We start from the raw sequence: 17,921 nt of genomic DNA, 5'->3' as shown, positions 1-17,921 counted from the left end.
TCACATCGTTGGAAAGCTGAAGAGGGCAACGTGGACGAGATCCTGGCAAGGGCAGGAATCTTCCAAGGGGTCGAGCCCGGCGCGGTCGCCGCGTTGACGAAGCAACTGCAACCCGTCGACTTCCCCCGCGGACACACGGTCTTCGCCGAGGGAGAACCCGGCGACCGGCTGTACATCATCATCGCCGGCAAGGTCAAGATCGGCCGCCGGTCACCGGACGGCAGGGAGAACCTGCTGACCATCATGGGCCCGTCGGACATGTTCGGCGAGCTCTCGATCTTCGACCCCGGGCCCAGGACGTCGAGCGCGACCACCATCACCGAGGTGCGCGCGGTCTCGATGGACCGCGACGCGCTGCGGGCGTGGATCGCCGACCGGCCCGAGATCGCCGAACAGCTGCTGCGCGTGCTGGCCCGGCGCCTGCGCCGGACCAACAACAACCTGGCCGACCTCATTTTCACCGACGTGCCCGGACGGGTGGCCAAGCAGTTGTTGCAGCTGGCCCAGCGATTCGGCACGCAGGAGGGCGGTGCCATGCGGGTCACCCACGACCTGACCCAGGAGGAGATCGCCCAGCTGGTGGGCGCGTCCCGCGAGACGGTGAACAAGGCGCTGGCCGACTTCGCCCACCGCGGCTGGATCCGCCTGGAGGGCAAGAGCGTGCTCATCGCGGATTCCGAGCGGCTGGCCCGCCGAGCGCGCTAGGGAGTCCGCAGGTAGTCCAGCTGCGCCTGGACGGACCATTCGGCCGCGTCCCACAGCTTCTCGTCGACGTCGACATAGACGTGTTCGACGACCCGGCGCGCGCTGGCGTCCTCGCCCAGCTCGCGCAACGCGGCGCGCACCTGCTCGAGGCGCTCCCGGCGATGCATCAGGTAGCCCGACGCGGCGGCTTCCAGGTCGGCCAGCTCCGGCCCGTGCCCGGGCAGCACCGTGCGCCGGCCCAGACCGCGCAGCCGCCGCAACGACTCCAGGTAGTCGCGCAGGCTGCCGTCCTCCTTGTCGATGACGGTGGTGCCGCGCCCCAGCACGCTGTCGGCCGTCAGCACCGCGTCGTCGAGCACGAACGTCAGCGAGTCGGCGGTGTGGCCGGGGGTGGCCAGCACCGTGATCCGCAGCCCCGCCGCGTCGATCACCTCGCCGTCGGTGAGCTCGCCGCCGAGCCCGCGCAGGAAGCCGCTGCCGGCCGAACGGACCGTCGCGCCGGTCAGCTCGACCAGCTTGTCGATGCCGTCGGTGTGGTCGCCGTGGCGGTGGCTGATCAGCACCAGCGCCACGCGGCCCAGCGCGGCGATGCGGGCGATGTGCTCGTCGTCGTCGGGACCCGGGTCGACGATCACCAGCTCGTCGCTGCCGGGGCCGCCCAGCACCCACGTGTTGGTGCCCTCGAGCGTCAGCGGCCCGGGGTTGTCGGCCAACAGCACCGAAGCCGTGTCGGTGACCGCCCGCAACCGCCGGTAGGCGGGATGGGTCAGCGGCTCGTGCGCCCCGGTCGCGGCCGTCAGGCCACCTCCACGATCAGTTCGACCTCGACCGGCGCGTCCAGCGGCAACTCCGACACGCCGACCGCCGAACGTGCATGCGCGCCGCTGTCGCCGAACACCTCGGCGAGCAGTTCGGAGGCCCCGTTGACCACGCCCGGCTGGCCGTTGAAGCCCGCCGCGGACGCGACGAACCCGACCACCTTGACCACCCGGGTCACCGCGTCGATGCCGGCCAGCGCATGCACGGCCGCCAGCGCGTTGAGGGCGCAGACCCGCGCCATCGCCTTCGCCTCCTCGGGGGTGACCTCGGCGCCGACCTTGCCGGTCCCGGCCAGCTTGCCCGCCTCCATCGGCAGCTGGCCCGCCGTGTAGACGAGGTTTCCCGTCCGCACCGCCGGTACGTAGGCGGCCAGCGGCGTCACCACCTCGGGCAGCGTGACGCCGAGTTGGTCGAGCCGGGCCGAGGCACTCATCCCTTGGGGCGCTTCAGATACGCGACATGCTGCTCGCCGGTGGGCCCGGGCAGCACCGACACCAGCTCCCAGCCGTCGGCGCCCCATTGGTCCAGGATCTGTTTGGTGGCGTGCGTCAGCAGCGGCACCGTTACGTACTCCCACGCGGTCGGTTGACTCATGGCGTGAGCCTATCGGTCCACCCCGATCTGCGGGGGGCCGGAGTCGCTCGGGCTAGCATGCGAAGGTGGCAACCACTTCCGGCGCCCCCGGTGTCCGCGGCGGTAGTTCCGTGGGCTGGACGGCGCGCCTGTCCAAGGCCCGCTTGCATTTCGTCACCGGCAAAGGCGGCACCGGCAAGTCGACGGTGGCGGCCGCACTGGCGCTGACCCTGGCCGCGGGCGGTCGCAAGGTGCTGCTCGTCGAAGTCGAGGGCCGGCAGGGGATTGCGCAGTTGTTCGACGTCCCGCCCCTGCCGTACCAGGAGCTCAAGATCGCGACGGCCGAGCGCGGCGGCCAGGTCAACGCGCTGGCGATCGACATCGAGGCGGCGTTCCTGGAATACCTGGACATGTTCTACAACCTCGGCATCGCGGGCCGGGCGATGCGCCGCATCGGTGCCATCGAGTTCGCGACGACGATCGCCCCCGGCCTGCGCGACGTGCTGCTCACCGGAAAGATCAAGGAGTCGGTGGTGCGCGTGAACAAGGGGGGCAGGACCCCGGTGTACGACGCGGTGGTGGTGGACTCACCGCCGACGGGCCGCATCGCGCGCTTCCTGGACGTCACCAAGGCCGTGTCCGACCTGGCCAAGGGCGGGCCGGTGCACTCGCAGGCCGAGGGCGTGGTCAAGTTGCTGCACTCCGACCAGACCGCGATCCACCTGGTCACCCTGCTGGAGGCGCTGCCGGTGCAGGAAACGCTGGAAGCCATCGAGGAGCTCGCGGAGCTGGCGCTGCCGATCGGCAGCGTGATCGTGAACCGCAACATCCCGGCGTACCTGGAGCCGCGCGACCTCGCCAAGGCCGCCGAGGGGGCGGTCGACGCGGACTCGGTTCGGGCCGGCCTCGAGATCGCCGGGATCACGCTCGGCGACGCCGACTTCGCCGGCCTGCTCACCGAGACCATCGAGCACGCGACCCGGATCAGCGCGCGCGCCGAGAGCGCCCAACAACTCGAAGCCCTTCACGTGCCCCGGCTCGAATTGCCGGCGATCTCCGACGGCGTGGACCTCGGCAGCCTGTACGAGCTTTCGGAATCGCTTGCCCAACAGGGGGTTCGATGAGCGTCACACCGACAGTCCTTGACATGAAGGCGATCCTGTCCGACATGTCGAACCGCGTCGTGGTGTGCTGCGGCGCCGGCGGCGTCGGCAAGACCACCACGGCCGCCGCGCTGGCATTGCGTGCGGCCGAATATGGCCGCAACGTCTGCGTTTTGACGATCGACCCGGCCAAGCGGCTGGCACAAGCGCTGGGCGTCAACGAACTCGGCAACGTCCCGCAGCGGGTGCCGCTGGCTCCCGAGTTCACCGGCGAGCTGCACGCGATGATGCTCGACATGCGCCGCACGTTCGACGAGATGGTGATCCAGTACTCCGGACCCGAACGGGCGCAGTCGATCTTGAACAACCAGTTCTACCAGACCGTCGCCACGTCGCTGGCCGGCACGCAAGAGTACATGGCGATGGAAAAGCTGGGGCAGCTGCTGGGCCAGGACCGCTGGGACCTGGTTGTGGTCGACACGCCCCCGTCGCGCAACGCACTGGACTTCCTGGACGCGCCGAAGCGGCTGAGCAGCTTCATGGACAGCAGGCTGTGGCGGCTGCTGCTCGCGCCCGGCCGGGGCATCGGCCGATTGGTAACCGGTGCAATGGGTTTGGCGATGAAAGCGCTCTCCACCGTGCTCGGTTCCCAGATGCTCGGCGACGCCGCCGCATTCGTGCAGTCACTGGACGCCACATTCGGCGGGTTCCGGGAGAAGGCCGAGCGCACCTACGCGCTGCTCAAACGGCGGGGGACGCAGTTCGTGGTGATCTCGGCGGCCGAACCCGACGCGCTGCGCGAGGCGGCGTTCTTCGTGGACCGGCTGTCACAGGAGAGCATGCCGCTGGCCGGGCTGGTCCTGAACCGCACCCACCCGATGCTGTGTTCGCTGCCCGTCGAGCGGGCCGTCGACGGCAGCGAGACGCTGGAGGCAGCCCTCGGTGCGGGGCAGGATTCGGAGGCTGCCGCGCTGGCGGCGGCCGTCCTGCGGATTCACGCGGACCGGGCGCAAACCGCCAAGCGCGAGGTGCGGCTGCTGTCGCGATTCACCGGGGCCAACCCGCACGTGCCGATCGTGGGAGTGCCGTCGTTGCCGTTCGACGTGTCGGACCTCGAGGCGTTGCGCGCGCTTGCCGACCAGCTCACCGCCGCGGCGGCGTGACGGTCAGCGCTCCCTGTTGGACCCGCGCACAGTTGGACCCGCGCACAGGGTCGGCCGGCAATGGAAGGGGTCAGCCGACGCTGCGGTTGCGGCGCTTGTCGAAGAATTCCGCCCAGGACACGACGTCGGGGTGCTGCCTGAGCAGAGCCCGGCGCTGACGCTCCGTCATGCCGCCCCACACGCCGAACTCGACCTTGTTGTCCAGCGCGTCCGCGCCGCACTCCTGCATCACCGGGCAGTGCCGGCAGATCACCGCGGCCTTGCGCTGGGCGGCGCCCCGGACGAAGAGTTCGTCGGGATCGGTGGTCCGGCACAGCGCTTTCGAAACCCAGGTAATCCGTTCTTCGGCATCGACACTGCGGAGTACGCCTTGTGCAGCCGCAATGTTCGTTCGACGCGCGGCGGGCCGTGTTCCTGACACGAGTCGTTCCCTTCCTGCCCGGCCGCCCTTCGCGACCGACCTCCTCGGGTGCAGACCCGACTGCGGTCTACGCCACACTGTGCACAGTGGTGTTAGCTGAATCTCACCGTGTGTATAAGTTAGGTGGTGAGGTGGCAATTGCGCAACAGTCTCATAACGCTTTTTTTGGGACGCGCGTGCCGTCCTGGTCGGTAGCCTAGGGCCCCACGTAGCATGGCGCACCCCGGCGGGCCCGGCCACCCGGTGAAGCCGGCGCGGATATCGCCCGAGGCGGGGACAACGTCGCTGGTCACGGGCCTGTTCGGTGGTTCTGCCGGCGCGACCGGGGGTCGGGGTGACCGCGGCCCGCTACTCTAGTACGCATGCCAGACCGCCCGCCAGCAGGCCTCACGGTTCTCAAGCTTGCCGGATTCTGCCTGTTGGCCAGTGTGGTCGCCACCGCCCTGATGTTCCCGGTGGCCGGCGGTGTCGGCCTGATGTCCAACCGCGCCTCCGAAGTGGTCGCCAACGGGTCGGCGCAGCTCCTCGAGGGTGAGGTGCCGGCGGTCTCGACGATGGTCGACACGAAGGGCAACACCATTGCCTGGCTGTACTCGCAACGCCGGTTCGAGGTGCCCGGCGACAGGATCGCCAACACGATGAAGCTCGCGATCGTGTCGATCGAGGACAAGCGCTTCGCCGAGCACAACGGGGTGGACTGGAAGGGCACGCTGACCGGGCTGGCCGGGTATGCGCGCGGCGACGTCGACACCCGCGGCGGCTCGACCATCGAGCAGCAGTACGTGAAGAACTACCAGCTGCTGGTGACGGCCCAGACCGACGCGGAGAAGCGCGCGGCCGTCGAGACCACCCCGGCGCGCAAGCTGCGCGAGATCCGGATGGCGCTCACGCTCGACAAGACCTTCACCAAGCCGGAGATCCTGACCCGGTACCTCAACCTCGTGTCGTTCGGCAACGGGTCCTTCGGCGTGCAGGACGCTGCGCAGACCTATTTCGGCATCAACGCCTCCGAATTGAACTGGCAGCAGGCGGCGCTGCTGGCGGGCATGGTGCAGTCCACCAGCACGCTCAACCCCTACACCAATCCCGAGGGCGCCCTGGCCCGGCGGAACCTGGTCCTGGACACCATGATCGAGAACATCCCGCAGGAGGCCGCCGCCCTGCGCGCCGCCAAGGCGACGCCGCTGGGGGTGCTGCCGCAGCCCAACGAGCTGCCGCGCGGCTGCATCGCCGCCGGTGACCGCGCGTTCTTCTGCGACTACGTCCAGGAGTACCTGTCGCGCGCCGGGATCAGTAAGGAGCAGGTGGCCCGCGGCGGCTACACCATCCGCACCACGCTGGACCCGGACGTGCAGACCCCGGTCAAGTCGGCCATCGACAAGTTCGCCAGCCCGAACCTGCCGGGCATCTCCAGCGTGATGAGCGTGATCAGGCCCGGCAAGGACTCCCACAAGGTGATGGCGATGGCCAGCAACCGCAAGTACGGGCTGGACATCGACGCGGGCGAGACCATGCGGCCGCAGCCGTTCTCGCTGGTCGGCGATGGCGCCGGGTCGGTGTTCAAGATCTTCACCACGGCCGCCGCACTGGACATGGGCATGGGCATCAACGCCACCCTCGAGGTGCCGGGCCGGTTCCAGGCCAAGGGCATGGGCAGCGGCGGGGCCAAGGGGTGCCCCAAGGACACCTGGTGCGTGATCAACGCCGCCAACTACCGCGGCTCGATGAACGTGACGGACGCGCTGGCCACCTCGCCCAACACCGCGTTCGCCAAGCTGATCCAGCAGGTCGGCGTGACGCCCACCGTCGACATGGCCATCAAGCTCGGGCTGCGGTCCTACGCCGAGCCGGGCACCGCACGCGACTACAACCCCGACAGCAACGAGAGCCTGGCCGACTTCATCAAGCGGCAGAACATCGGTTCGTTCACGCTGGGCCCGATCGAGGTGAACGCGCTCGAGCTGTCCAACGTCGCGGCCACCCTGGCCTCCGGCGGCGTGTGGTGCCCGCCGAGTCCGATCGACAAGCTGATCGACCGCCACGGCAACGAGGTGTCCGTCACCACCGAGACGTGCGACCGGGTGGTGCCCGAAGGGCTGGCTAACACGCTGGCCAACGCGTTGAGCAAGGACGCGCTGGGGGGCGGCACGGCGTCCGGTTCGGCCGGCGCGGCGGGCTGGGACCTGCCGGTTTCCGGCAAGACGGGCACCACCGAGGCGCACCGCTCGTCGGGCTTCGTGGGTTTCACCAACCACTACGCGGCGGCGAACTACATCTACGACGACTCCACCAACCCGACGGACCTGTGCTCGTCGCCGCTGCGCCACTGCAGCGAGGGCGACCTGTACGGCGGTAACGAGCCGGCGCGCACCTGGTTCACGGCGATGAAGCCGATCGCCACCATGTTCGGCGACGTGCACCTGCCGCCGACCGATCCCCGCTACGTCGACGGCTCCCCCGCGTCGCGGGTGCCGAGCGTGGCGGGGCTGAAGGTCGACGCAGCCCGCCAGCGCCTCAAGGACGCGGGTTTCCGCGTCGCCGACCAGACCGCCTCGGTGAACAGTTCCGCCGAGTACGGGGAGGTCGTCGGGACCACGCCCAGCGGCCAGACGATCCCGGGTTCGATCATCACGATCCAGATCAGCAACGGCATTCCTCCGGCGCCACCGCCGCCGCCGGAGGGCGCGCCCGTGCCGATCGGGTCGCAGGTCGTGGAGATCCCGGGCCTGCCGCCGATCACCATTCCGTTGCTGGCCCCACCGCCGCCGCCGGGCGCACCGCCCCCGTAGACGCCGCGGCCCCGGAATGCGCTGCCGTCCCGGGAGCGGCAGTAGGCTGCCTTCATGGCTGACGTTTTGCCCGTCCTGATACGCACCGGCGTCGCGGCGGTCGGCTCGGCGGTCGCCGGCATCGGTTACGCGGCGGTCGTCGAGCGCAACGCCTTCGTCCTGCGCGAGATCACTATGCCCGTGTTGAGCCCGGGCTCCACGCCGCTGCGGGTGCTGCACATCAGCGACCTCCACATGGTGCCGAACCAGCGCCGCAAGCAGGCCTGGTTGCGCGAGCTGTCCGGCTGGGAGCCCGACCTGGTGGTCAACACCGGCGACAACCTGGCGCACCCCAAGGCGGTGCCCGCGGTCGTCCAGGCGCTGGGGGACCTGCTGTCGCGGCCGGGCGTGTTCGTCTTCGGCAGCAACGACTACTTCGGGCCGCGCCTGAAGAACCCGCTGAACTACCTGGGGAACCCGTCGCACCGGGTCCGCGGTGAGCCACTGCCCTGGCAGGACCTGCGGGCGGCGTTCACCGAGCGCGGCTGGCTCGACCTCACCCACACGCGGCGCGAGTTCGAGGTGGCCGGCCTGCACGTCGCCGCCGCGGGCGTCGACGACCCGCACATCGACCGGGACCGCTACGACACGATCGCGGGCCCGGCCGGCCCCGCCGCCAACCTGCGGCTCGGTCTGACGCACTCCCCCGAGCCGCGGGTGCTGGACCGCTTCGCCGCCGACGGCTACCAGTTGGTCATGGCGGGCCACACCCACGGCGGGCAGCTGTGCCTGCCGTTCTACGGCGCGCTGGTGACCAACTGCGGCCTGGACCGCTCCCGCGCGAAGGGACCGTCCCGGTGGGGTGCCACCATGCAGTTGCACGTCTCGGCGGGGATCGGGACCTCCCCGTTCGCGCCCGTGCGCTTCTGCTGCAGGCCCGAAGCCACCCTGCTGACGCTGATCTCCGCCCCGATGGGAGGCCGGGACGCGACCAGCGACGTCGGGCGCTCCCTGCCCGCGGCCTCGATGCGTTGACCGAGCGGACCCGGATCGCGGTCCGAGCCGCTCCCGGCGCCGCCGCGGCGCTGGCCGAGTCCGGACGCTCGTCTCTGCGGGCGTGCGCCTCTGTTGGTTCCGCGGCAGGCCATTTGGCCAGCGGACGGGCCGGTGCGATACGCTGTCGTGGCTTCACACGGGGTGTGGCGCAGCTTGGTAGCGCGCTTCGTTCGGGACGAAGAGGCCGTGGGTTCGAATCCCGCCACCCCGACCAGGAAAACAGGGTTCCCACCGGCAGCAACACGGTCGGTGCTGCCCGGTATCAGGAACTGGCTCGCGCATCCGTCCGAAGCGCCGGCGGCTTGTGTACCGGCGTTGACGTCCACTACGGCCTGGCCGAGGCAGTCCGCGACAAGCGTGCCGACGTACTCGACGCCGCCTACGCCGCACACCCGGAACGGTTCGTCCGCAAACCGCCCGAACCGCCGACGATCCCCGAAGTCTCGTGGATCAACCGACCCGGACGACCAGAGGAGGACGCTCGGTAAATACCGCGCAACGGTGCCTCATTCAGGTTGACAGATTCAGCAGGCCCGGTCCGGGCCACTTTATTGGGTCCGATCGCGGCTTGCGCCGTGAGGACCACGTCGGCACAACGGATTACGAAATCGATGCGAAGAATGAGATCGCCTCGCCACCCTCGAACGCGAGCACTCTTGCCGGCGAGCCGTCGAGGTTGACCAGAGGAAGCGGCGTTGCTATAAGGCCTACGAACGGCTCCGCAATACGGTAAAGGTTTACAACGTATTCGATGTTGTAGATGTCGTTGCCCAAGATCGTGTGGTGGACAACAGCGTCCTTGCCGTCCCAGGGGTCCTTGCGGACGATCTCTTCCTCGGGGAAGTCATAGACAACCGCCTTAACACCATGGTCAACCAGCCAGCGCGCGCCATCGCCGGTCAGGAAGGGTGCTGCGGTCAAAAACTCCGGTGCTCCCCACATGCGGTCCGTCCAGTCGGTGCGCAGGATCGCGATGTCATTCGCCGCTAGTCCGGGGTCACGTTCAGCCAGGTTGTCAGCGTCGATCGGGCGGTAGTTCCGAAAATCGGAGAGGTCGAAGACGGCTCCACGGCCCATCAGTCGCTGAGGCGGTATCTCATCAATGGTGTCGCCACCTTGGATGAAGTGACGCGGCGCGTCCACGTGTGTCCCAAAGTGCGCAAACATTTTGAACGTCGAGGATTGAACGCCATGCTCCTCGAACGTATGCGGCTCGGGGTAGAAAGTATTTCGAGAGGTGTAGCGGCCGTCGTTTTCCCGAATTGGCATCGTCAGGTCGATCATGGTGCGGTCCTACACAAACCTAGAGAGGAACTCAACCGCCCGGGCGTGGCCCTTGCCGGGGATGCTCCAAGGATCGTCTGGCCTCCATCCGACCGATGACGCCACACGCTGCCACGGTAGTAACCAGCGATGACAGTTGAGCTTAAACAGATGCCCCGCCCGTTACTCAGCGGGGGTGTCGGAGAAGGGATCACTGACCTTCCGTGGTCGCTAGATGAGGCGCCCGCCACCGTACTACCGAAGTGCCAGGCCCCAGCGCCTTGGGGGGCCTTCGTGGTGTTCTCATTACTAGACAATCGGGACGTCTTCAGCTCCTGCGTAGAAGGTCAGAGGTGGTGGTCAACGTCCATACGTTGGTGCAGGATGCGCACGACGTCGATGACGTCCTCGGCGGTCACCCGGTAGAACAGCGTGTGTGAACCGGCGGCAAGCTTGCGGTAGCCGGGGCGGATCTCGTCGCAGGCTCGACCGATCCGCGGGTTTGCCGCGATGCGGTTGACGGCGCGTTGAAGTTCGCGCAAGTAGTCCTCGGCCTGGTCAACGCGCCAACGGTCGTGGGTGTAGTCCCAGATTTGTTCCAGATCTGCTTGCGCGGCAGGTGAGAGAAGGTATCGGCCTTTCACTGGCCATGCGGTACTTGAGCCCGCTTGCGATCGAGGAAGGCGTCGAAGTCGAACGGTGTCGAACTGCCGCTGCGTTCGCCGGCCTCGAGGGCATCGCGCAATGCCCGCAGCTGAGTTTCGCGGTCTTCAAGCAGCCGCAATGCGGTGCGGATGACGTCACTGGCCGACCGATAGCGGCCCGCGGCAATCTCGCCGGTGATGAAGGCGCTGTAGTGCTCGTCGAGACTGAAGGAGGTGTTCTTGCCCACGAACTCACTGTACCAACTATTGGTACCGTCCTCACCGCATGACCGTGCGCTGGGGCGGTCTCAAATCTCGCCGTCAGTGGACTGTCGGCGGGTGCGTCCGTCAAGATCACCGGGGTGCCGGCCTGCCTCGACAGCCGTTGTAAACAACCGGTTTCGCGTCGAGACCCCGCGACTGCCACGGACAGCTGTAACATGCCGTTGTGACGGCTGCACGGTTAGAGTGCGCGGAGTGCAGGACCACCTTCCCCGCCCGCGGCGACGCGCGCTATTGCTCCAACGCCTGCCGACAGAAGTCCCATCGGGTGCGTGCCGTCCAGCGCGCGGTCGAAACGTCAGTCGCACCAATGGAACTCGGCAATGCCATCACCCGCGCCCGCCAAAACCGCGACCTGGCCCGAACCATCCGTAAGCGCGCCGCGGCGGCCAGGCGGGAGGCCTTGCAGAACCGCCGGAACGCGGCGCACGCGCAACCCGACGGGGCATGAAAGGCGTTGCACGACTGAGTTTTCGGCTGCCCACCGGCCTACCCGCAGCGCTGCGGTTCGGCCTCACACAGCGGTGTGACCCCGCGGAAGCGGTAGCGATGGGCGGCGATCCAGCGATAGGCGGCGTCCTGCGCGGCGCCGATCCCCGGAATCCGGTAGACCCACAACGGTATCGGTGTCCCGAGCGCCGCGGACAGGGCCGAGTTGATGGCCCGGGCCCCCGCGGAGACGGCACCCGAGGAGTCCAGCCACCACGCCGACTCGGGCGGCCGGTCGCCGGGAACGCCCAGGCGCTCGGCCATGCCCGGAGCCTGAAACGGTTCGATCTGGAGCCGGCCGGTCCGGTCGAGGCGGGCCAGCCGCCCGGCCGCCCGGGTGCACATGCCGCACCGCCCGTCGAAAACCAGGATGCCGTCCATTGCCCCGAGTCTACGGCGATGCCGTCAGACGCAGTCGGCGCAGATCGCACCCCCCGGGCCGGAGTTGCGCAACCGGCTGCGGTGCTGCACCAGGAAGCAGCTGGAGCAGGTGAACTCGTCGGCCTGCTGCGGGATCACCGTGATCGACAACTCCTCGGCGGACAGGTCCGCGCCCGGCACCTCGAAGAAGTGCACATCGTTGGGATCCTGGTCGACGACGGCGGTCGACCTCTCCGGCAGGGTGGTTGCCAGCTCGCGGAGCGAGCCGATGTCGGAACTCTCGGTGTCTGTGACGCGACGCGCGTCGTAATCGCTTGCGATCGCCATGGCCATCCCCTTCTCGTCGCTGGCGGGTTGACGCACTTTCCTGTACTCACCACCCGTGGCTCATGCATTACCCCGTTGGACCACCGGTCACACCCGTGAATTCGAAAAATCTGCATGCCCTCCTCCGGCGGCGCGACGCGGCAGCGCCGGCGGTGCCCGTGCGACACCCGGGCCAGGGCCACCGATCCGCGTCCACCCGTCGGCGCGGGAGCCAAACACCGCGGGAGCCAAACAGGTTGCCCGGTCGCCGGTGTCAACCTGCGATGGGTATGCCAACGCCGCGGCGGGGGCGAACCTGCCCTGCGTCGGCGTGCTGTGTGGCGGCATCTCGCGCGCGGAGCTGCGAGAGGCCGGCGCCTCACCCGTCTTCGCCGACGCGCAGGACCTGCTGGACAACCTCGAATCCACCCGCGTCGCGGCCCTGGCCGAGGGTCGCCGAGGGCGGCCGGCAGTTCCGCGCCGCGACCGGCGCCATGGGGCCGCGCAGGTCGTTGTACTGCTGCGGGTGCGTCCGGACATAGTCGCGCAGGCTGACCGCGGCCTGCTCGTGTGGCCGCAGGTAGGCGGTGGTCACCCGCGGTGCGGCTGCCGCCGACGGGGCGCAGACCACACCTGCGAGCAGGCAGCATGTCACGGCGCCGACCGGCGGACCGTACGTGGCGAGACGGCGGATCTTCATGGTCTCCGGGCCCTTCCAACGTTCCGGCCCCCTGCCACGGCGGATAACCGCACACGCGGCCGTCCAAACGCCGCCGTTTCAGGGGTTGAGCTTGCCGTCCCGCACCGCGGTCAACGCGTCATCCAGCGTGGGATACAGGGGGAACGTCTTGTCCAGACCGGTCAGATGGATCGGCCGCCGGGTTGCCGGGCCGCGCGCGACCACACCGAAGTCGGCGGACTTGCCGAGCTTCTCGTAGGTCGCGGCGAGAATCTTCAGCCCCACCGAACCGAGGAACTCCACCGCGGAAAGATCGATGACGAGCGCCGTCGGACCCCCGGCAACCACCGCGCCGATGGCTCGTTCCAGGGCCGGAGCGGTGACCAGATCGACCTCGCCGCTCACACTGACCACGGACACCCCATCATGGTCCGCAACCATCGTGGTAATCGAATCAGGAGCTGACAATGGCGATCCTTCGTCCCGGGCCATAACTGTGGTGCAAGCGTAACCCCCCGCGCGAACAGCGAGAAGAAGGCGCCCTCAGCGCCTGCCCCGCAGCAATCCACGCTAGTCTCGCACGAGGATGCTCGCACCGCGGCGTGCGGCACTGGGAGGGCATCAGGAGGAAAGATGTCAGAATCTCCATCGGTTGTTCCCGGCCCCGCCACCACCGCCCCGCCGGTGAGCATCTCCAGCGACGGCCTGCTGCCGCAACTGGTCCAGCACCTGCGCCAGAACCGCACCATTCTGCGCGAGGAGTGGGCCCGCAGGATCACCGAGGCGGAACTGCTCACCGCGATGACACCGGACGAGCTGTTCGGCGAAGCGACCGCCGTCTACGACAACTACGTCGAGGTGCTCGAGACCGGCAGCGTCGAGGCGCTGCAGGCCTACGCGCGCGACCTGTCCGAACGCATCATCCCGCGGGGCGTGGAGACCGACGAGGTCATCGGCATCGTCCTGTTGCTGCGCGACGTGCTGGCCCGCTCCCTGTTCAAGAAGTACCAAAGCAACTTCGAGATGCTCAACCGGGTGCTCGACGCCTACGAGCCGGCGGCCAACCGCATCGCCAACACCGTGGCCGTCAGCTTCGTGCAGGAACGCGAGCGCATCATCCGCCAGCAGCAGGAGGCGATCCGCGAGCTTTCCACGCCGGTGCTGCAGGTTCGCGAACAGCTGCTGATCCTGCCGATCATCGGGGTGCTGGACAGCCAGCGTGCCCGCCAGGTCACCGAGCAACTGCTGCGAGCCATCCGCGCCAACCGCGCCAAGGTGGTGGTCATCGACATCACCGGTGTGCCCACCATCGACTCGACGGTGGCCAACCACCTGGTGCAGACCGTCGACGCGTCCGGCCTGATGGGGGCGAGCGTGATCATCACCGGGCTGTCCTCGGAGATCGCGCTGACGCTGGTGACGATCGGGCTGGACCTGTCGAAGATGAACGCCGTCGGCGACCTGCAGGGCGGCATCGAGGAGGCCGAACGGCTCCTCGGCTACGAAGTCACCCGCGCCGGGGAGCAGGCCGGGTGAGCCCGGCCGGCGCGAGGGGCCCATGCCGGTACCGATCCTGAAACAGGGGGCGATTCTCATCGCCACGGTGCAGGCGGCGCTGTCCGACTCCGACACCGAACGTCTGCGCCACGACCTGATGGAGCAGGTCAGCCGGTACCGCGCGCAGGGCATCATCGTCGACGTCACCGCCATCGACGTGATGGACTCGTTCGCGGCCCGGTCGCTGCAGACCATCGCCTTGATGACCCGGCTGCGCGGCGCCGACACCGTGATCGTGGGCCTGCAGCCCGAGGTGGCCTTCGCGATGGTCCAGCTGGGGCTGGCGTTCGACGACATGACCACCGCCCTCGACCTCGAGGAGGGTCTTTCTCTGCTGCATCGGCAGCTGCGGCCCGGCAAACCGGCGATCGGGCGCGACGGTGGCGGCTGACGCCAGCGACGTCGTCGTCACCGTCGACCATCCCGACGACATCGTGGCCGCCCGCAAAGCCGGACACCAGCTCGCGCTCGACCTCGGGTTCTCCCTGACCGACGTCACGATGATCGCCACGGCGATCTCCGAGATCGCGCGGAACATCACCAGCTACGCGGGTCGCGGCACCGTCCGCGTCACGGTGGCCGATCGGGAGGGCCGCAAGGCCCTGGTGGTCAGCGCCGAAGACCACGGTCCCGGCATCGCCGACGTCGAGCGCGCGATGGAGGACGGCTACTCGACCGGCCGCGGCCTCGGGTTGGGCCTGCCGGGCGCGCGCCGGCTGATGGACCGGCTGGTGGTGCAATCCGTGCTCGGCTGCGGCACGGTCGTCGAGATGTGGAAATGGGTTCCCCCCGGTGCATGACGACTGGCACCGCGGGGGCCGGCTCGGGCCGATCGAGTGGGCCACCGCGGGCCGCCCGCTGCCCGGAGAGACCATCTCCGGTGACCAGGCGGTCGCGATCGACATCGACGGTGAGGCCGCGTTGTTCGGTGTGATGGACGGCCTCGGCCACGGCCCGGCCGCCGCGACACCCGCGCTGCGCGCCGCCGAGGCGCTGCGGCGCGCCCGCTCCGAACGACTGGAGGTCCTGGTGCAGCTCTGCCATCGCGTGCTGGCCGGCACCAGGGGGGTCGCCATGACCCTGGCCCGGGTGGACTTCACGGCCAACACCCTGACCTGGACCGGGGTCGGGAACGTCACCGCCAATCTGATCGCCAGGTCCGCCCGCGGCGTCCAGGTGCGATCCTCGGCGCGCCTGGCCGCCGGCATCGTCGGCTACCGCATTTCGGAGATCCGGCCGGCGCAGGTGGTGCCCCTGCGCGCCGGCGACCTGATCGTGATCGCCAGCGACGGCATCACCCAATACGGCGTGGAGGGGATCGACTTCGCCGCGGGCGCCTCGGGCATCGCCGAACATATATTGAGGGAGCACGCCAAGGACACCGACGACGCGATGGTGCTGACTGCTCGTCACCGGGGAGCAACCAGATGAGCAAGACCGACGAGTTTCGCGCCCGTTACGTCGCCGCGCTGCGCACCTACCTCGACACCCGCGACGAGGACAGCCTGGCCGTGGGCCACGAGCTCGGGCGGATCGCCCTGCAGGAGCGGATCAGCGTGCTCGACATCGTCGAACACCACTTCGGCCTGGTCACCGAATCGGGGCGAACCGCCGCCGTCGACGGTGCGGGCGCCCTGGAGTTCCTGTTGCAGACGCTGGCGCCGCTGGACGCCGCGACCCGGGGATTCCTCGACGGCACCAGGCGCTATGCCGAACAACGGGCGCGTGCCGAGGATCTCGCCGACCGCGACAAGTTCCGCACCGCCCTGGTGAACGCCCTGCAGGAGGGGTTCTTCGTCGCCGATCACGAGGCGACCGTGATCGAGATGAACCACGCCCTGGTCGAGATCGTCGGGTACCCCGCCGAGGGTCTGCCGTACCGGTGGCCCCACCCCTGGCTGCTCGACAAAGAGACTGCCCTGCAACAACGTTCGGTGGTCCGCGACAGCGGCGGCAGCCATTACGAGACACCGATCCGGCACCGGGACGGCCACCTTGTCTGGGTCCTGGTGACCATCAACGCGGTCCGCGGCTCCGGCAAAGCCCCAGATGGGCTGGACATGTACGTCGGCACGGTGCGCGACGTCACCGCGGAACGGGCCTTCGCGGCCCGCGAGAGCGCGGTGCTGCGACTGGCCACGGCGGTGGCCGTGGCCAAGAGCGTGTCGGAGCTGCTGTCGATCACACTCGACGAATGCCGGGCGGCCCTCGACGTGCGTCGCGTGCTCGTCGTCGAATGGCCCAACGGGGAGGGCGAACCGAACGTCCAGGCGGCGGGCCGGCCGGCCCAGTCCTGGCGCCAGCTCGATCCGTGGCTCCGCCAGACCTTCCAGCAGGCGCGTCAGCAGCTGCCGCTGACGGCCAAGCCGATCGAACGGCCGGACCGGCCCGGCAAGGCACAGGGACTGGTCGCGGTGCTGTCCGGCTCCGCGGACCTGGCCCTGTGGCTTGAGCTGAGCTCGCCGCGCTGGGTCAGCGCGGAGGACCGGCTGCTGGTCACGGTGCTCATCGGCCACCTCAGCCTGGCCATGCAGCATGTCCGCCAGTTCGAGACCGCGCGCGAGACGTCCCTGACGCTCCAGCGCGCCATGCTGCCCCCGATCCAGCCGCCGCCCGGCTTCGCCGTGCGTTACGAACCCGCCGTCCCGCCGCTGGAGATCGGGGGCGACTGGTATGACGTGCTGCCCGTCGGCGAACACCGCATCGGCATCGTGGTCGGCGACTGCGTGGGCCGCGGGCTGCCGGCCGCCGCGGTCATGGGTCAGCTGCGCAGCTCGGCGCGCGCGCTGCTGATCAACGGCGCCCAGCCGGCCCTGCTGCTCGAACAGCTCGACCTGGCGGCGTCGCTGATCCCCAACGCGTACTGCACCACGGTCTTCGTGGCCATCCTGGACACCGGGTCCGGGATCATGGAGTACAGCAACGCCGGCCACATGCCCGCGGTGATCGTGGGCCCCGGACCGGGAACGACGACGATGCTGGCCGACGCCGCGTCGGTGCCGCTCGCGGTGCGCCGGGACACGCCCCGCCCGCAGGGCTTGCGGGCGCTGCCGGCCGGCTCGACGCTGATGGTGTTCACCGACGGCCTGGTCGAGCGCAAACATGAGTCGATAGACGTCGGAATCGCACGTGCCGCAGAGGTTTTGGCACAGAACGCGGCGTTGCCCCCGGACGCCGTCGGGGAGGCGGTGCTTCGCGAACTTGCCCCGGCACCGGGATTTGACGACGATGTGGCCATGGTGATCTACCGGCACCGGCAGCCACCGTTCCGATTCGAAACCAATTCCGGCGCAGACCAATTGGCCGGCGTCCGGCGCCGGCTCGGCGAGTGGCTCGAGGGCGCCGGCGTCCCGGAGTCGTTGGGCGCCGACATCGTGCTGGTCGCCAGCGAAGCGTGCACCAACTGCGTCGAGCACGCCTACCGCGGGCGGGCGGACGGGACGATACTGGTCGAGTCCGAGTCCGTCGAACGGGAAATCCGGCTGCGGGTCGTCGATTCCGGCTCCTGGAAGCAGCCCGCCGCCCACCCCGGGAACAGCGGGCGCGGCCTGCTGCTGATGCGGGCGATCAGCGACTCGATGGAGGTCCACGGCACGGCCGACGGGACCACCGTCGAGGCCAACTTCCGCCTGCCGGCGCCCGCCGCGGCGCAGGGTCACTGATCGCGTTGCAGATGGCGGGCGGTGTTGATCAGGCCCACCATCATCCCGAT

General features: G+C 69.1%; 21 protein-coding genes, 1 tRNA gene and 1 pseudogene. 12 read left to right on the top strand and 11 right to left on the bottom strand.

What is annotated here, in order from left to right:
- The first annotated feature begins 30 nt into the window (after positions 1-30).
- Positions 31-705, top strand: coding sequence for a cAMP-activated global transcriptional regulator CRP (gene crp / locus FPZ47_RS09640; RefSeq protein WP_144950691.1), 675 nt, complete (start codon positions 31-33; stop codon positions 703-705).
- On the opposite strand, the gene FPZ47_RS09635 is transcribed toward crp, so the two are convergent.
- Genes FPZ47_RS09635 through sp36 form a run of 3 tightly spaced genes read right to left on the bottom strand, consistent with a single transcriptional unit; the run spans position 702 to position 2,118 of the window.
- On the bottom strand, positions 702-1,505 hold the full coding sequence (locus tag FPZ47_RS09635) for an MBL fold metallo-hydrolase (RefSeq protein ID WP_425461765.1): 804 nt from the start codon (positions 1,503-1,505) through the stop codon (positions 702-704). The two genes, crp and FPZ47_RS09635, sit on opposite strands and share 4 nt — an antisense overlap.
- Positions 1,502-1,957, bottom strand: coding sequence for a RidA family protein (locus FPZ47_RS09630; protein ID WP_144950695.1), 456 nt, complete (start codon positions 1,955-1,957; stop codon positions 1,502-1,504). The genes FPZ47_RS09635 and FPZ47_RS09630 overlap by 4 nt, the downstream gene beginning before the upstream one ends.
- Entirely contained in the window at positions 1,954-2,118 is a 165-nt protein-coding gene (gene sp36 / locus FPZ47_RS09625; RefSeq protein ID WP_144950697.1) for a Sp36 family protein, read from the bottom strand. The genes FPZ47_RS09630 and sp36 overlap by 4 nt, the downstream gene beginning before the upstream one ends.
- A 65-nt stretch (positions 2,119-2,183) precedes the next feature.
- Here sp36 and bagA point away from each other — a divergent pair, with 65 nt between their 5' ends.
- Entirely contained in the window at positions 2,184-3,221 is a 1,038-nt protein-coding gene (bagA, locus tag FPZ47_RS09620) for an ATPase BagA (RefSeq protein WP_144950699.1), read from the top strand.
- Positions 3,218-4,363, top strand: a complete 1,146-nt coding sequence (gene bagB / locus FPZ47_RS09615) for an ATPase BagB (protein WP_144950701.1) — start codon at positions 3,218-3,220, stop codon at positions 4,361-4,363. Before bagA ends, bagB begins: the two co-directional genes overlap by 4 nt.
- 70 nt (positions 4,364-4,433) lie before the next feature.
- Here the strand turns inward: bagB and FPZ47_RS09610 are convergent, their stop codons facing one another.
- Entirely contained in the window at positions 4,434-4,784 is a 351-nt protein-coding gene (locus FPZ47_RS09610) for a WhiB family transcriptional regulator (protein ID WP_144950703.1), read from the bottom strand.
- 362 nt (positions 4,785-5,146) lie between these two features.
- Between FPZ47_RS09610 and ponA2 the strand changes: the two genes are divergently transcribed.
- From ponA2 to FPZ47_RS09595, 3 genes are all read left to right on the top strand, one after another.
- Positions 5,147-7,573 carry a transglycosylase/D,D-transpeptidase PonA2 gene (gene ponA2, locus FPZ47_RS09605; protein ID WP_144950705.1) on the top strand — a complete coding sequence of 809 codons (2,427 nt, stop codon included), beginning with the start codon at positions 5,147-5,149 and terminating at the stop codon, positions 7,571-7,573.
- Positions 7,574-7,627: 54 nt separating this feature from the next.
- On the top strand, positions 7,628-8,587 hold the full coding sequence (locus tag FPZ47_RS09600; protein WP_144950707.1) for a metallophosphoesterase: 960 nt from the start codon (positions 7,628-7,630) through the stop codon (positions 8,585-8,587).
- 158 nt (positions 8,588-8,745) lie between these two features.
- Positions 8,746-8,822, top strand: a tRNA-Pro gene (locus FPZ47_RS09595).
- Between the two features lie 386 nt (positions 8,823-9,208).
- Here FPZ47_RS09595 and FPZ47_RS09590 read toward each other — a convergent pair.
- The 5 genes from FPZ47_RS09590 to FPZ47_RS09570 form a co-directional block, all read right to left on the bottom strand.
- Positions 9,209-9,892: a cyclase family protein gene (locus FPZ47_RS09590; RefSeq protein WP_144950711.1), complete on the bottom strand. Its 684-nt coding sequence runs from the start codon at positions 9,890-9,892 to the stop codon at positions 9,209-9,211.
- 326 nt (positions 9,893-10,218) lie between these two features.
- Positions 10,219-10,515, bottom strand: coding sequence for a type II toxin-antitoxin system RelE/ParE family toxin (locus tag FPZ47_RS09585; protein ID WP_144950713.1), 297 nt, complete (start codon positions 10,513-10,515; stop codon positions 10,219-10,221).
- Positions 10,512-10,763: a type II toxin-antitoxin system ParD family antitoxin gene (locus FPZ47_RS09580; protein ID WP_144950715.1), complete on the bottom strand. Its 252-nt coding sequence runs from the start codon at positions 10,761-10,763 to the stop codon at positions 10,512-10,514. Before FPZ47_RS09580 ends, FPZ47_RS09585 begins: the two co-directional genes overlap by 4 nt.
- Before the next feature lie 523 nt (positions 10,764-11,286).
- Entirely contained in the window at positions 11,287-11,667 is a 381-nt protein-coding gene (locus FPZ47_RS09575) for a thiol-disulfide oxidoreductase DCC family protein (protein WP_144950716.1), read from the bottom strand.
- 24 nt (positions 11,668-11,691) lie between these two features.
- Positions 11,692-11,988 carry a DUF4193 domain-containing protein gene (locus tag FPZ47_RS09570; RefSeq protein ID WP_246133354.1) on the bottom strand — a complete coding sequence of 99 codons (297 nt, stop codon included), beginning with the start codon at positions 11,986-11,988 and terminating at the stop codon, positions 11,692-11,694.
- Between the two features lie 277 nt (positions 11,989-12,265).
- Between FPZ47_RS09570 and FPZ47_RS29350 the strand changes: the two are divergent.
- Positions 12,266-12,427 (top strand): annotated as a pseudogene (locus FPZ47_RS29350) (HAD family hydrolase); the annotation flags it as partial.
- Here FPZ47_RS29350 and FPZ47_RS28340 read toward each other — a convergent pair.
- A complete protein-coding gene (locus tag FPZ47_RS28340; protein WP_168209404.1) occupies positions 12,353-12,673 on the bottom strand; it encodes a hypothetical protein in 321 nt (106 codons plus the stop codon). The pseudogene FPZ47_RS29350 and the gene FPZ47_RS28340 sit on opposite strands and share 75 nt — an antisense overlap.
- 78 nt (positions 12,674-12,751) lie before the next feature.
- Complete coding sequence (locus tag FPZ47_RS09560) at positions 12,752-13,093, bottom strand: STAS domain-containing protein (protein ID WP_144950720.1); 342 nt, start codon at positions 13,091-13,093, stop codon at positions 12,752-12,754.
- 192 nt (positions 13,094-13,285) lie between these two features.
- On the opposite strand from FPZ47_RS09560, the gene FPZ47_RS09555 reads away from it, so the two are divergent.
- Genes FPZ47_RS09555 through FPZ47_RS09535 form a run of 5 tightly spaced genes read left to right on the top strand, consistent with a single transcriptional unit; the run spans position 13,286 to position 17,871 of the window.
- The gene (locus tag FPZ47_RS09555) at positions 13,286-14,188 is read left to right on the top strand and encodes an STAS domain-containing protein (protein WP_144950722.1); all 903 of its coding nucleotides are present in this window, start codon (positions 13,286-13,288) and stop codon (positions 14,186-14,188) included.
- A gap of 22 nt (positions 14,189-14,210) precedes the next feature.
- Positions 14,211-14,600, top strand: a complete 390-nt coding sequence (locus FPZ47_RS09550) for an STAS domain-containing protein (protein ID WP_144950724.1) — start codon at positions 14,211-14,213, stop codon at positions 14,598-14,600.
- The gene (locus tag FPZ47_RS09545; RefSeq protein WP_144950726.1) at positions 14,590-15,009 is read left to right on the top strand and encodes an ATP-binding protein; all 420 of its coding nucleotides are present in this window, start codon (positions 14,590-14,592) and stop codon (positions 15,007-15,009) included. Before FPZ47_RS09550 ends, FPZ47_RS09545 begins: the two co-directional genes overlap by 11 nt.
- A gap of 58 nt (positions 15,010-15,067) precedes the next feature.
- Positions 15,068-15,640: a SpoIIE family protein phosphatase gene (locus tag FPZ47_RS09540; protein WP_144950748.1), complete on the top strand. Its 573-nt coding sequence runs from the start codon at positions 15,068-15,070 to the stop codon at positions 15,638-15,640.
- Positions 15,637-17,871 (top strand): SpoIIE family protein phosphatase, encoded by a 2,235-nt coding sequence (locus tag FPZ47_RS09535; protein ID WP_144950728.1) that lies wholly within the window; start codon positions 15,637-15,639, stop codon positions 17,869-17,871. Before FPZ47_RS09540 ends, FPZ47_RS09535 begins: the two co-directional genes overlap by 4 nt.
- The last annotated feature ends 50 nt before the right edge of the window (positions 17,872-17,921 follow it).

The sequence above is a fragment of the Mycobacterium helveticum genome, from assembly GCF_007714205.1.
GTDB classification, from domain to species: Bacteria; Actinomycetota; Actinomycetes; order Mycobacteriales; family Mycobacteriaceae; genus Mycobacterium; species Mycobacterium helveticum.
This window is presented reverse-complemented; position numbering and strand designations above follow the sequence as displayed.

What these genes read in the sequence shown, in the direction of transcription:
- FPZ47_RS09630 (WP_144950695.1), bottom strand. Translation starts at nt 1,957, where the DNA reads ATGAGTGCCTCGGCCCGGCTCGACCAACTCGGCGTCACGCTGCCCGAG.
- sp36 (WP_144950697.1), bottom strand. Translation starts at nt 2,118, where the DNA reads ATGAGTCAACCGACCGCGTGGGAGTACGTAACGGTGCCGCTGCTGACG.
- bagB (WP_144950701.1), top strand. Translation starts at nt 3,218, where the DNA reads ATGAGCGTCACACCGACAGTCCTTGACATGAAGGCGATCCTGTCCGAC.
- ponA2 (WP_144950705.1), top strand. Translation starts at nt 5,147, where the DNA reads ATGCCAGACCGCCCGCCAGCAGGCCTCACGGTTCTCAAGCTTGCCGGA.
- FPZ47_RS09600 (WP_144950707.1), top strand. Translation starts at nt 7,628, where the DNA reads ATGGCTGACGTTTTGCCCGTCCTGATACGCACCGGCGTCGCGGCGGTC.
- FPZ47_RS09590 (WP_144950711.1), bottom strand. Translation starts at nt 9,892, where the DNA reads ATGATCGACCTGACGATGCCAATTCGGGAAAACGACGGCCGCTACACC.
- FPZ47_RS09575 (WP_144950716.1), bottom strand. Translation starts at nt 11,667, where the DNA reads ATGGACGGCATCCTGGTTTTCGACGGGCGGTGCGGCATGTGCACCCGG.
- FPZ47_RS28340 (WP_168209404.1), bottom strand. Translation starts at nt 12,673, where the DNA reads ATGAAGATCCGCCGTCTCGCCACGTACGGTCCGCCGGTCGGCGCCGTG.
- FPZ47_RS09560 (WP_144950720.1), bottom strand. Translation starts at nt 13,093, where the DNA reads ATGGTTGCGGACCATGATGGGGTGTCCGTGGTCAGTGTGAGCGGCGAG.
- FPZ47_RS09555 (WP_144950722.1), top strand. Translation starts at nt 13,286, where the DNA reads ATGTCAGAATCTCCATCGGTTGTTCCCGGCCCCGCCACCACCGCCCCG.
- FPZ47_RS09550 (WP_144950724.1), top strand. Translation starts at nt 14,211, where the DNA reads ATGCCGGTACCGATCCTGAAACAGGGGGCGATTCTCATCGCCACGGTG.
- FPZ47_RS09535 (WP_144950728.1), top strand. Translation starts at nt 15,637, where the DNA reads ATGAGCAAGACCGACGAGTTTCGCGCCCGTTACGTCGCCGCGCTGCGC.